This window comes from Streptomyces thermodiastaticus (assembly GCF_014656135.1).
Taxonomy (GTDB): Bacteria; Actinomycetota; Actinomycetes; order Streptomycetales; family Streptomycetaceae; genus Streptomyces; species Streptomyces thermodiastaticus.
The window spans coordinates 237,037-249,241 of sequence record NZ_BNBV01000004.1 but is presented as its reverse complement, the minus strand read 5'-3'; the positions used below and the strand labels follow the sequence as shown (position 1 = coordinate 249,241).

The window sequence follows — 12,205 nt, the reverse complement described above, 5'->3', positions numbered from 1 at the left end:
CGTATTTCTCATGTCCTCCCCGCCGGACGACAGGAGATCTTCCGGCGGGGCGGCGTCTGCGTCACCCGGCGGTCACCCGACGTCCAGACGCAGCAGGTCCTCCTCCGTCTCGCGCCGGACGATCACCCGGGCCTCGCCGTCGGACACGGCGACGACCGGCGGGCGCAGCGCGTGGTTGTAGTTGCTGGCCATGGACCGGCAGTACGCGCCGGTCGCCGGCACGGCGATCAGGTCCCCCGGCGCCAGGTCCCCGGGCAGGAAGGCGTCCTTGACCACGATGTCGCCGCTTTCGCAGTGCTTGCCGACGACGCGCACGAGCATGGGCTCGGCGTCGGAGGTGCGGGAGGCCAGCGCGACGGAGTACTCGGCGTCGTACAGGGCGGTGCGGATGTTGTCCGACATCCCGCCGTCGACGGACACGTAGGTGCGCAGCCCCTGAAGCGGCTTGATCGTCCCGACCTCGTACAGCGTGAACGCGGTGGGGCCGACGATGGCGCGCCCGGGCTCCACGGAGATGCGCGGCGTGCGCAGCCGGGCGGCCTCGCACTCGCGCGCGACGATCTCGGTGAGCGCCTTGGCGATCTCGTGCGGCTCGCGCGGGTCGTCGTCGCTGGTGTACGCGATTCCGAGGCCGCCGCCGAGGTCGATCTCGGGCAGCTCGACGCCGTGCTCGTCCCGGATGTCGCGCAGCAGTCCCACGACCCGGTGCGCGGCGACCTCGAAACCGGACATGTCGAAGATCTGCGAGCCGATGTGGGAGTGGATGCCGGTCAGTTCCAGCCCGTCCAGCCCCAGCACCCGGCGCACGGCCTCGGCGGCCTGGCCCCCGGCGAGCGGGATGCCGAACTTCTGGTCCTCGTGAGCGGTGGCGATGAACTCGTGCGTGTGCGCCTCGACGCCGACGGTGACCCGGATCTGCACCTTCTGCCGCCTGCCGAGCTGCTGCGCGATGTGCGCGACCCGCACGGTCTCCTGGAAGGAGTCGAGCACGATCCGCCCCACCCCGGCCTCGACGGCGCGGCGGATCTCCGCCGAGGTCTTGTTGTTGCCGTGGAAGGCGATGCGCTCGGCGGGCATCCCCGCGGACAGCGCCGTGGCCAGCTCGGTGCCCGAGCACACGTCGAGGTTGAGCCCCTCCTCGTTCAGCCACCGCACCACCGCGCGGCACAGGAACGCCTTGCCCGCGTAGAACACGTCCGCGTCGTGCCCGAAGGCGGTGCGCCAGGCACGCGCCCGCGCCCGGAAGTCGCTTTCGTCCAGGATGTACGCCGGGGTCTGGAACTCCTCGGCGAGCCGGGTGACGGGGATGCCGCCGACGGTGACGACGCCGTCCTGGTCGCGCTCCACGGTCCGGGCCCAGACCTTCGCATCGAGGGCGTTGAGGTCGGCCGGCGGGGCGGGGAAGTGCCCCTCGGGGAGGACGTCGGCGTGACGGGGCCCGGCGGGGTGTGCGGAACGGCTCATGTCGGTGTGCGTCTCTCTGGCTCTCAGAGGTGGTCGGGTGCGTCGATGCCGAGCAGGGTCAGGCCGCCGGCCAGCACCGTCCCGGCGGCTTCGGCAAGGGCGAGCCGGGCCCGGTGGGCGGCCGAGGGTTTCTCCTCGCCGATCGGGAGCACGGCGGGCAGCAAGGGCAGCACGGCATCGGCGACGGTGACGAGGTGCCGGGCGAGCCGGTCGGGCGCATGGTGGTCCGCGGCCTGGGCGAGGACGCGCGGATGGTCGGCGAGCGCGGTGAGCAGCGGCCGGGCGAGCGGGGTGCCGGCGGGGCCGGGCTCGGCGGAGAAGCCGAGATCGGCGGCGTTGCGGTGCAAGGCCCGGGTGCGGGCGTGGGCGTACCGGACGCGGAAGAGCGGGTTGCTCTCCCGCTGGACGAGGTGCTCAGGCCCGATCCGGGGCCGGTCGTGCCCAGCGGGGTGCGACAGCGCCCACCGCCCGGCGTCCCGCCCGAGCGCCAGCACCCCGGCGGCGGGGACGGACACCGGAACCGGCCGGACGACGACACTCTCCGAGCCGCCCGCGGCGCCCGCGCCGCCCTCCGCACCGCCGACAGCCGTCTCCGGACCACCGGTCCGGACCCCCAGCACCTCGGACCACTCCCGCGGCACCGGGCTGCCGCAGGCCACACGGGCATCCACGCCCTGGCTGCCCAGCAACCGGGCCACGACGTCGGCGACGACAAGACCGCGCGGCTCGGCGGAACACCGCACCACCACGCGGCGCACCTGCCGTCCCCGCTCCGGACCGTCGCCCTCGCCGCCCCGCTCTGTGCCGGACCTCACATGCCCGTACCGCAGCCCGTCGCGCAGCACGTCCGCGACGAGCCGGGCGGCGCCGCCTTCGGCCTCCGCGTCCTCGAGGCTGATGTTGAGAAACCCGGGCCCGGTGACGACGACGTCCCGGATCCCGTCGAAGGCCATCAAGTGCTCGCGCAACACCTGGGCGACGTGCTGCGGAGGCTGCCCCGCGGGCCGGGCGAGCCGCAGGGCGATGGTGGTGGCGTAGTCACCGCACCCGCCGGGTCCGGGCGGAGTGACGACCGCACGCTCCGGGACGTTCACGCTCAGCTCTCCCCCGTCGACAGCGCGACGCACCGCGCGCAGCACGGTGCGGGAGAGCTCGACGGGGGTCACGGTGACAAGCGTAGACAACGAGACAGGCGGGCAGGGGCATCGATCCGCCCCGGTATCGCGATGTGGACGGCGCAGCACTCTGCGCGTACGTCCCCCGGCCCGGCGGCACGCTCAACCGCTGTTGCGCCCGGCCCGCTCCGCATCCCCCGGCCCGGCGGACCCCGCGGGCCCAGCGGGCCCCGTCGGCCCTCCCCTCCTGCCGCCGCCCCTGCGCGCCGCGACCAGCCCCCGCACGATCCGCACCAGCTCGGCCGGCTCGAAGGGCTTGGCGAGAAAGGCGTCGACCCCGGCCCCGAGCCCCGCCTCGACCTCGCGCTGTGTGCAGGCACTCACGATCGCGAGCGGCAGATCACGGGTGCGCGGATCGGCACGCAGCCGTGCAGCCGTGGACAGCCCGTCCAGCCGGGGCATCACCACGTCCAGCGTGACGGCATCCGGCCGCACCCGGTGCACGATGTCAAGACACTCGACCCCGTCGGCCGCGGTCACCACCTCGAGCCCTTCCAGCTCGAGATTGACCCTGATCAGCTGCCGGATGACCTTGTTGTCGTCCACAACAAGCACCCGGCCCGAAGCGCCTGGCACAACTCGAGAGTAGGTCCGCACCGGCCACCGCGTCCGGGTTTTCCCCACTTCCGCCCCGTCCGAGCGACGGCCCGCAGGCGGGGCGGAGCCCCCCAGGAGACGCCCGCCCCGGAAAACGTTCATGAGCACCCTCTCGGAGCTGGTAGTGTTCTACTCGTCGCCGCGCAGAGAGCGCGAAGGACACCAGCCCCCGTAGCTCAGGGGATAGAGCAACGGCCTCCGGAGCCGTGTGCGCAGGTTCGAATCCTGCCGGGGGCACTTCGCAGGAAGTGCCTGTAGACCCCGTCACCAGCAAAAACGCTGAGGGCGGGGTTTTCGCGTATGTGCAGCCATGTGCAGCCCTTGAATGGCAGGCCTGGACATACGCGCAGTTCGGCACATTCATACCCCTGAGCGCCCTGTATGCCTACGCGTGGTTGTCCTTCTTAAGGTGGCTACTCGGACGGCCGGGCGGCTGGTGGGGAGGCGTCTTCACAGCCGGCCTGGTGCCGGCGCCGGGCGTCTGGCCGACTGCACAGAACCGACGATTGACGCGGGTCTGTCCGTGCACGTGGCGGGGCCCGGGAGGCGTATCCAGCTCCCGGGCCCCTGGGGTGCCACCATGTGCGCTCGCCGGCGGTGTCGTTGGACGCGGATCAGGTGTCAGGCCGTCGTGTTCTACCGTTGAACTACCGCACCGTGGAGAGGTGCAGACGAGAGTCGAACTCGCATCCGACGGCGGTCGTCCGTGCCCGGCCCGTCCGGTGAGCGGCGGCGAATGCTGAAGCTGGGGCGAGAGTCTGAGCTTGACCGCGGTCACGGGAGTCGCCCGATTCCGCGTGGTTCAGGCTGAACCTCAGTTTCAGCTTGCGCCCAGGGCGCGTTGCCGGTCCTCACCCGGCCCGCGCCTGTTGCGCACCCCCGCGCTCGCACGCGGGGGCGATCATGGGATGTCCGCGGCGGTTCAGGCGAGCAGGTAGCCGAACACCGCGTCGCCGACGCGCTGGTCGACGACCTCCGTGCCGTTGGCCTCCTCCCGCGCGAACTTCACGGCCTGCTGGAGCTTCTCCACCCGCTCCAGCAGCTCGTTCACCCGTCGCGCGGGAAGGGCACCGGAGAAGCGCACAGTCGTCCAGTAGCCGATCGGCACGTCCTCGTAGTAGACCTCGACCTGCGCCGGGTGCTTGTCCGTCGCCTCGGCCTTGACGTGGTTGCGGGGGACCTTCTTGGTGCGGATGGTGCGCACCGGCTCGGTCTTCCACCAGTCCGTGGAGGGGTCCAGCAACCAGGACTCGGCCGCGTCCAGCACGGGGAGCTTCTTGACGAACGCGTGCAGTTCGGCGAGCTGCTTCTCCAGGAAGAGCAGGTGGCTGACCGGGACGTCGGTGAGGATCGTCCGGCCGTCCACCGTGACGTCGGCGCGGGCCGCGCAGTTCGCCCAGTCCTTGGTGGCGACGACGTCGAACAGCCGGGTCAGCGAGGAGGCCATGTCCCGCAGGACGTCCTCCGCCTTGACCTGCACCCGGGTGGACTCCGGCGGCAGCTGCTCGCCTTCCTCGTCCTTGGGCTGGTAGGTGCGCGAGATGCCGGCGAGCAGCGCGGGCTTCTGCACCTTGTGGTGGGCCGCGGTGATGTCCTGAAGAGCCTTGCTCTTCACGCCCTTTTCCACGGCGATGATCTGGTTGAGCTTGGTCACCGTCTCCCCCTTCGAACGCCTGAACAGTAGGTCGGCGGGGGTCGGTGCGTCGCCTGATTTTTTCGGCGCCTTCGCCGTGTCGGGTTCGTGTGATGGTCTCTTCGGCCCATGACTGTCCGCGGTCATGCGGTGCGTTTACGGGCCGCTGTCTTCTTCGTGCTGGTCGTCGTCTTCTTCGCTGTCGTCTTGCCGGTGCCGGTGCGGGCCGTCTTCTTCTCCTTCGCCGGCTGCTTCTGCTGTGCCGTCCTGGACGCCGTCTTGCGGCCCGCGCCCGCGCCGGTGCCAGTGGTCTTCTTCGCCGTGGCCTTGTCCGTCTGCGCCGCCTTCCCGGTGCCCGCCTTGCCGGAGGCGGTGCGGGTGGAGGCCGTGCGGGAGGCCGCGGTCTTGCGGCGGGGCAGGTGCCTGACCTCGGCCTCTTCGGCCTCCTCGCCATCCCCGGCTTCGTCGCCGCCCTCGGCTGCTTCGGTGCCCTCCTCCGTCCCGCCGACGGCCTCTCCCCTGGACTGTTTCGCGGCGCGCACGCTGTTCTCCAGGGCGGCCATCAGGTCGAGCACCTTGCCGGCGGCGGCCGGCTGCGGAGCCTCGGGGGGCATCTCGCCGGAGGTCTTGGCCACGATCACCTCCTGAAGCGCCTCGCGGTACTCGTCGTGCAGGTCGGCCAGGTCGACCTCGCCGAGGGTGTCCATCAGGGCGTCGGCGAGATCCAGTTCCTTGTCACGGACCGAGACCTCGACGTCCGGGGCCACGCCCTGCGGGGCGCGGATCTCGTCCGGCCACAGCAGGCCGTGCATGACGATGACGTCGTCGACGACGCGGAGCATGCCCAGGCGCTCCCGGCCCCGCAGGGCGAACTTGGCGATCGCCACCCGGTTGCTGCGTTTGAGCGCCTCGCGCAGCAGGGTGTACGGCTTGGCGGCGGGGGCGCCGCTCGCGGCCAGGTAGTAGGCGTGCTCCAGCTGGAGCGGATCGATCCGGTCGGCCGGGACGAAGGCCACGATGTCGATCGTCTTCGCGGTGGGCAGCGGCAGGTGGGCCAGGTCCTCGTCGGTGATCGGGATGATGGTGCCGTCCGCGTCCTCATAGCCCTTGCCGATCTCCGCCTGGCTGACCTCGCGGTCCTCCAGTTCGCACACCTTGCGGTAGCGGATGCGTCCGCCGTCCTCCGCGTGGATCTGGCGGAAGGAGACGGAGTGGCTCTCGGTGGCGTTCACCAGCTTGATCGGGATGCTGACCAGGCCGAACGAGATGGCGCCGTTCCATATGGATCGCACGTGCAGCACCTTCCGCGGTCGTCGGGCTTGCGTGACTCGTGGTGGTATGAGGCGACTCATGCCGATTGCGTGGTTTTCTTATCGTATGGCGCCGATCACAGAGGTGGAGGGGCGACGGCTCGCGCTCAGCAACCTGGACAAGGTCCTGTATCCGGCCACCGGGTTCACCAAGGGCGAGGTGCTGCACTACTACGCGATGGTCGCCGACGTCCTGCTCCCCCATCTGCGTGACCGGCCGCTGTCCTTCCTGCGCTATCCGGACGGGCCGGACGGACAGGTGTTCTTCGTCAAGAACGTGCCGCCCGGTACGCCCGCGTGGGTGAGGACCGCCGAGGTGCCCCGGTCGGAGGGGCCGGCCCGGATGGTGGTGGTGCAGGACCTGCCCAGCCTGATGTGGGCGGCCAACCAGGTCACCGAGTTCCACACCCCTCAGTGGCTGATCGACGCTCCGGGCGAGGCGGACCGGCTCGTGTTCGACCTGGATCCGGGGCCGCCGGCGACCGTGGTCGACTGCTGCCGGGTGGCGCTGTGGCTGCGGGAGCGGCTGGCCGAGGACGGGGTCGAGGCGTACGCGAAGACGTCCGGTTCCAAGGGGTTGCATCTGCTGGCCGCGGTGCGCGGGGCGTCCAGCGAGCACACCTCCCGGTACGCCAAGGAGCTGGCCATGGAGGCGGAGCGGGCCATGCCGCGGCTGGTGCTGCACCGGATGACCCGCAGTCTGCGGCCGGGGAAGGTGTTCGTGGACTGGAGCCAGAACGCGGCCCGGAAGACCACCGCGGCGCCCTACACCCTGCGGGCGCGGCCCGAGCCGACCGTGTCGGCGCCGGTGACCTGGGAGGAGATCGAGGAGTGCCGGGCGCCGGAGCGGCTGGTGTTCCGGGCGTCCGACATCGCCCCGCGGGTGCAGGACCACGGTGATCTGCTCGCGCCGCTGCTCGATCCGCGGCACGCGGCCGAGCTGCCCTGAGGCCGCACCGCCCCGCCGCGGGGCGCGGTCACACCTTCTGCCAGGTGCGCCGGTCCCGTGCCAGGGCGTGCAGGGCCTCCACGTCGGCCGGTTTCAGCACGCCGCCCAGGCGGGCCAGGTCCGGCAGGTCCCGGTCCCGCAGCACACGGACGCCTGCCGGCGGCGCCGCCGACCGCACCTCGGCCGGGCCGACCAGCACCAGCACGGGGTGGACCTCGGCGGTGAGCGCGTAGGAGGCACGGTCGGCCACGGACCGGATCCGGAGCAGCAGCGGCTCGGGGTCACGACGGCCGAGGGTCACCGTCGGGCCGGCGACCCGGACGCGCTGCTTGCGCGCGTACACGGCGTGCACAGCGAACAGGCCGCCCGGGCCGATCGTCAGGTGGTGGACGCGGTCGCCGCCGGGCAGCGGTATCGAGTGGACGGTGCGCCAGCCGACGCCCTCCAGGCGGTCCAGCTCGTCCCCGGTCGTCTGCTCGGCGGTGAGTGCGCGGTGACGCGGGTCGGGGCGGAGGCGGCGGGCGGGGCCGGGCCGCCGTTCGAGAGCGATCAGCAGGGCCTCGCCGGGGCGGTTGGGGGCCAGGTCGTCGTCCGGGTGGAGACTGAGCCGGGCCAGGTCGGCGGGCGCCGGCACGGGCGGCGGGCCGACGGCGACCGTGCCGGTGAGGAAGGGATCGAGCGCCTGCAGCACCCTGTCCCGCTCGTCCTCGCGGAGCAGATGGACGCGGCCGGCCTCGCGGTCGTACCAGGCGACCGTGCCGCCGTCGGGGCGGCAGACGTAGAGACGTTCCTGTCCGTGATACCGGCCGGGCAGAACGCGCAGCCCGCCGGGGCCGGGCGGCTCGTTCCGGCGACGCGGTCCGGTCATGCGGATCACCCCTTGTGCCATGGGAACAGGCGGAGCGCTCCCGCGGCAAGAACGGGAACGGGAGTCGTCCGCGGTGCGCCGGCGCCGGCGGGGATCCGCAGCGACCGGCGCCCCCGGACGGGCGTGCGCACACGGTGCACGGGGGCCGGGTTCCCCTTCCCGGCCGGCCGTCGCCCCTGCGCACGGTCGTTCGTCTCGTCGTACGCGCCGTCGTACGTCTCGTCCGTGCGCACGCTCGTACGTCTCGTCCGTGCGCACGCTTCGTACGTCCCTGCGCACGGCCGTCGGCCCCTGCGCCCGGTCGCTCCTTCCCACGTGTGGTGTCCCGTCGGGCACGGTCCGCAGCGGCCGCACTCGCCGGTGGCGGCCCGCGCCGCTCGGGCGCTCACCGGTGACGGGAGCCCGTGCGGCGCCCGGGGCTGACGCCGGTTCAGGTGACAGCCTCGCCGACGGCGCGGTGTCGCGGGCATCCGGTGACTGGCGCTCCTAATGTGACGTTGGTCAGATTTGTCCGCTATAGCGGGCGTCATCGCCACAGGTGGAGGTTCTCCATGTCCCTGCGTTCCCCGCTCGCCCGGCTGGCCCTGGCGGCCGCCTCCGGGGCGCTGTTGACCACGGCCGTCGTAGCGCCCGCGGTCGCCGGCGACCACCAGGACGGCACCGCGGCCGCCGCTCCGGGTGCCACCCCGGCCGGCACGCCGCAGCCCGCTTCGGGCGAGCCGGACGCGAGCCAGCCGTCCGCCGGCACGGGCACCGCGGCCCCCGGCACGCCGAGCGCGGCCCCCGGCACGCCCGGTGCGGCCCCCGGCACCACCACCGCGCCCCCGTCCGCGCAGCCGACCCCGTCCGCGCAGCCGAGCCCGTCCGCCGCGGAGGCCAGGCAGCCCAGCGCCCAGGGCAAGGGGCAGACCACCACCGCCGCCGAGGCCCCGCTGCCCGGCACCGGCGCGCAGGATCCGACGTTCTACCGCGGCCGGGTCACCGCTCGCGGCGGGCTCGCCCTGCGCAGCGGCCCCGACCGCAAGAGCACGGTGGTCCGGGTCGTCCCGCAGGGCCACGAGGTGTGGATCCACTGCAAGACCAACGGTGAGGAGGTCGACGGCAACCGCCTGTGGTACCTCCTCGTCGACGGCACCTGGGCCTGGGGTTCGGCCCGCTACATCGAGAACGTCGGGCCGGCGCCCCGCTGGTGCTGACGCCGGTCACGCGCGTCGCCGCGGCGGATCAGGCCGCGCCGGCCACCGCCCGTCTTCCCCGGCGCCGGGGCGTCGAACTCGCCCTTCTCGTCGTGGCCGTCCTGCTGTCCGTGTACGGCTACTGCGCCGTCGGCCTGGCCAAGTACGGCACCGTCCCGCCCGGCGCCGCCGGTTACGGCGCCGGGCTGGGCGGGCTGGCCCTGCTCGCGCACTGCGCGGTCCGGCTGCGGGCGCCGTACGCCGATCCGCTGCCGCTGCCCATCGGGGTGCTGCTCAACGGGCTGGGCCTGGTGCTGATCTACCGGCTGGACCTGGAGACGCCCGGCGAGAGCGCGGCGCCGGCCCAGCTGGTGTGGTCCACGCTGGGCGTGGCCCTGTTCACCCTGGTCGTGCTGGTGCTGCGCGACCACCGGTGGCTGCAGCGCTACTGCTACCTGTGGGGCGCTGCCGCGCTCGCCCTGCTCACGCTGCCGATCCTGTTCCCCGCGATCAACGGCGCCCGGATCTGGATGCGGCTGGGCGGGCTGTCCATCCAGCCGGGCGAGTTCGCGAAGGTGCTGCTGGCGGTGTTCTTCGCCGCGTATCTCGCCGACCACCGCAACGCGCTGGCGTACACCGGCCGCCAGGTGTGGCGGCTGCAGCTGCCCACCGGGCGGGTGCTGGGGCCGGTGGTGGCGATCTGGCTGCTGAGCGTTGGTGTGCTGGTGCTGGAGCGGGACCTGGGCACCTCGCTGCTGTTCTTCGGGCTGTTCGTGGTGATGCTGTACGTGGCGACGGGCCGCACCGGCTGGATCGCGGTCGGGCTGCTGCTGGCCGCGGCCGGGGCGGTCGCCGTGGGCTGGCTGGAGCCGCATGTGCACAGCCGGGTGCAGGAGTGGCTGCACCCGTTCGCGTCCGTCGAGGCGGGCCGGGGGCCGGGGCAGGTGGCCCAGTCGCTGTTCTCGTTCGCCGCCGGCGGGGTGCTCGGCACCGGGCTGGGCCTCGGCCACTCGATCCTGGTGGGGTTCGCCGCCAAGTCCGACTTCATCCTGGCCACGGCCGGGGAGGAGCTGGGGCTGGCCGGGCTGTCGGCGGTGTTCCTGTTGTACGCGCTGCTGGTGGAGCGCGGTTTCCGGGCGGGACTGGTGCTGCGGGACCCGTTCGGGCGGCTGCTCGCGGTGGGGCTGGCGGCGATCGTGGCGCTGCAGGTGTTCGTCATCGCGGGCGGGGTGACCGGCCTGATCCCGCTGACCGGCATGGCGATGCCGTTCCTCGCCCAGGGCGGCTCGTCGGTCGTGACCAACTGGACGATCGTGGCCCTGCTGATCCGGGTGAGCCATGTGGCCCGCCGGCAGTACGACGGGAGGCCGGCGCCGTGACCGGGCGGGGTCCTGTCCGGGCCGTCCGCGGCGCCGGGCGGATCCGGGCCGGAGGGCCGGTGCCGGCGGCGGGGGCACGCCGGGAGGGCGGACGGTGACCCGGTACGTCCGGCGGGCGGCCGCGTTCTGCGTGCTGCTGCTGGTGGCCCTGCTGGTGAACACCGCCCGGCTGCAGGTGCTCCAGGCACCCTCCTACGGCGGCAACCCGGCCAACCGCCGCCTGGCCATCGCCCGTTACGAGAGGCCGCGCGGCGAGATCCTGGTCGGGGGACGGCCGGTCACCGGCTCCCGGGACACCGGCGAGCAGCTGCGCTACGAACGCACCTACAGCGAAGGTCCGCTGTACGCACCGGTCACCGGGTTCGCCTCGCAGCGGTACGGCACGACGTTCCTGGAGCACGCCGAGGACGCGGTGCTGTCGGGGACGGACCCGATGCTGGCCTCCTTCCCCCTGCTCGCCGCTGCCGGCCGCTCCCGGCGGGCCGGCGGGGACGTGGTGACGACCATCGACCCGGCGGCGCAGCGGGCCGCGTTCGCCGCGCTGGGCCCGCGCAAGGGCGCGGTCGCGGCGGTCGAGCCGGCGACGGGCCGGATCCTGGCGCTGGTGTCCACACCGTCCTACGACCCGGCCGAGCTGTCCGGGAACGGTCCCGCGGTGGCGGCGGCCTGGGCCCGGCTGACCTCCGACCCCGATCAGCCGCTGCTCAACCGGGCGGTGCGGCAGACGTACCCGCCGGGTTCGACCTTCAAGGTGGTCACCGCGGCGGCGGCACTGGAGTCGGGCGTGGTGACCGACCTGGACGCGCGGACCGACTCGCCGGACCCCTACCGGCTGCCCGGCAGCACCACACGGCTGGTCAACGAGGGCGGGGGATGCCGTGACGCCTCTCTGCGGCACGCCTTCACGTGGTCGTGCAACACGGTCTTCGCGAAGCTGGGTGTGGACGTGGGTGCCACGGTGATGAAGGAGACGGCGGAACGGTTCGGCTTCAACGAGTTGGGGCTGCGCATCCCGTTCTGGGTGGCGCGCAGCACGTTCGACCCCACCGAGGACCGGGCGCAGCTGGCGCTGTCGTCGATCGGGCAGTTCAACACGCGGGCCACGCCGCTGCAGATGGCGATGGTGGCGGCGGCGGTGGCGGGTGGCGGGCAGGTGCCCGCGCCGTATCTGGTGGAGCGGATCACCCGGCCCGGCGGCGCGGTGGTGGCGACGGCCGGATCCCGTCCGCTGCGGCAGGTGATGAGCCCGGCGACCGCGGCGCGGCTGCGGGAGCTGATGTACGACGTGGTCGCCGAGGGCACCGGGCGCAACGCGGCGATTCCGGGTGCGGTCGTGGGCGGCAAGACGGGCACCGCGCAGCACGGCGTGGGCAACTCCGGGACGCCGTACGCCTGGTTCATCTCCTGGGCGCAGGGCGAGCGGGACGTGGTGCCGCGGGTGGCGGTCGCCGTGGTGGTGGAGGACGCCTCCGCGCGGCGCGGGGACATCAGCGGCGGCGGCACGGCGGCTCCGGTCGCCCGCGCGGTGATGGAGGCGGTGCTGCGCACGCCGCCGGCGCGGTGACGTGGTGCATGGGACGTCACGGTGCCGGCCCCACGGGGCGCGGAGGGTGGGAGGGCGCGGCCGCCCGGACCGGAGCGCACCGGCCCGGGCG

At 73.3% G+C, this 12,205-nt stretch carries 10 protein-coding genes and 1 tRNA gene; 5 read left to right on the top strand and 6 right to left on the bottom strand.

From position 1 onward, the window contains the following. Positions 1–72: 72 nt before the first annotated feature. The 3 genes from lysA to IE286_RS06380 all read right to left on the bottom strand — a co-directional run bounded on the left by lysA (position 73) and on the right by IE286_RS06380 (position 3,338). Positions 73–1,464 (bottom strand): diaminopimelate decarboxylase, encoded by a 1,392-nt coding sequence (gene lysA / locus IE286_RS06390; protein ID WP_189795622.1) that lies wholly within the window; start codon positions 1,462–1,464, stop codon positions 73–75. Between the two features lie 23 nt (positions 1,465–1,487). Beyond that, positions 1,488–2,630 (bottom strand): ArgS-related anticodon-binding protein NrtL, encoded by a 1,143-nt coding sequence (nrtL, locus tag IE286_RS06385; RefSeq protein WP_189795621.1) that lies wholly within the window; start codon positions 2,628–2,630, stop codon positions 1,488–1,490. Positions 2,631–2,741: 111 nt separating this feature from the next. Next, positions 2,742–3,338, bottom strand: a complete 597-nt coding sequence (locus IE286_RS06380; protein ID WP_189795620.1) for a response regulator — start codon at positions 3,336–3,338, stop codon at positions 2,742–2,744. Positions 3,339–3,401: 63 nt separating this feature from the next. On the opposite strand from IE286_RS06380, the gene IE286_RS06375 reads away from it, so the two are divergent. Continuing rightward, a tRNA-Arg gene (locus IE286_RS06375) sits at positions 3,402–3,473 on the top strand. 685 nt (positions 3,474–4,158) lie between these two features. Here the strand turns inward: IE286_RS06375 and IE286_RS06370 are convergent. Both IE286_RS06370 and ku read right to left on the bottom strand, forming a co-directional pair. After that, entirely contained in the window at positions 4,159–4,890 is a 732-nt protein-coding gene (locus IE286_RS06370) for a DUF7873 family protein (protein ID WP_189795619.1), read from the bottom strand. A gap of 122 nt (positions 4,891–5,012) precedes the next feature. Beyond that, positions 5,013–6,161: a non-homologous end joining protein Ku gene (gene ku, locus IE286_RS06365; protein ID WP_189795618.1), complete on the bottom strand. Its 1,149-nt coding sequence runs from the start codon at positions 6,159–6,161 to the stop codon at positions 5,013–5,015. An 85-nt stretch (positions 6,162–6,246) separates the two neighbouring features. On the opposite strand from ku, the gene ligD reads away from it, so the two are divergent. Further along, the gene (ligD, locus tag IE286_RS06360) at positions 6,247–7,128 is read left to right on the top strand and encodes a non-homologous end-joining DNA ligase (protein WP_189795617.1); all 882 of its coding nucleotides are present in this window, start codon (positions 6,247–6,249) and stop codon (positions 7,126–7,128) included. 28 nt (positions 7,129–7,156) lie between these two features. Here ligD and IE286_RS06355 read toward each other — a convergent pair whose 3' ends face one another. Continuing rightward, the gene (locus IE286_RS06355; protein WP_189795616.1) at positions 7,157–7,996 is read right to left on the bottom strand and encodes an NERD domain-containing protein; all 840 of its coding nucleotides are present in this window, start codon (positions 7,994–7,996) and stop codon (positions 7,157–7,159) included. Between the two features lie 551 nt (positions 7,997–8,547). Here IE286_RS06355 and IE286_RS06350 point away from each other — a divergent pair. From IE286_RS06350 to IE286_RS06340, 3 genes are all read left to right on the top strand, one after another. Continuing rightward, on the top strand, positions 8,548–9,192 hold the full coding sequence (locus IE286_RS06350) for an SH3 domain-containing protein (RefSeq protein WP_189795615.1): 645 nt from the start codon (positions 8,548–8,550) through the stop codon (positions 9,190–9,192). Next, positions 9,186–10,550 (top strand): FtsW/RodA/SpoVE family cell cycle protein, encoded by a 1,365-nt coding sequence (locus tag IE286_RS06345; RefSeq protein ID WP_229862002.1) that lies wholly within the window; start codon positions 9,186–9,188, stop codon positions 10,548–10,550. Before IE286_RS06350 ends, IE286_RS06345 begins: the two co-directional genes overlap by 7 nt. Before the next feature lie 94 nt (positions 10,551–10,644). After that, positions 10,645–12,114: a penicillin-binding transpeptidase domain-containing protein gene (locus tag IE286_RS06340; protein WP_189795614.1), complete on the top strand. Its 1,470-nt coding sequence runs from the start codon at positions 10,645–10,647 to the stop codon at positions 12,112–12,114. Positions 12,115–12,205: the final 91 nt, after the last annotated feature.

Bases quoted from the DNA above. Each gene is read 5' to 3' on its own strand.
- lysA (WP_189795622.1), bottom strand. From the start codon at position 1,464: ATGAGCCGTTCCGCACACCCCGCCGGGCCCCGTCACGCCGACGTCCTC.
- ligD (WP_189795617.1), top strand. From the start codon at position 6,247: ATGGCGCCGATCACAGAGGTGGAGGGGCGACGGCTCGCGCTCAGCAAC.
- IE286_RS06355 (WP_189795616.1), bottom strand. From the start codon at position 7,996: ATGACCGGACCGCGTCGCCGGAACGAGCCGCCCGGCCCCGGCGGGCTG.
- IE286_RS06350 (WP_189795615.1), top strand. From the start codon at position 8,548: ATGTCCCTGCGTTCCCCGCTCGCCCGGCTGGCCCTGGCGGCCGCCTCC.
- IE286_RS06380 (WP_189795620.1), bottom strand. From the start codon at position 3,338: ATGAACGTTTTCCGGGGCGGGCGTCTCCTGGGGGGCTCCGCCCCGCCT.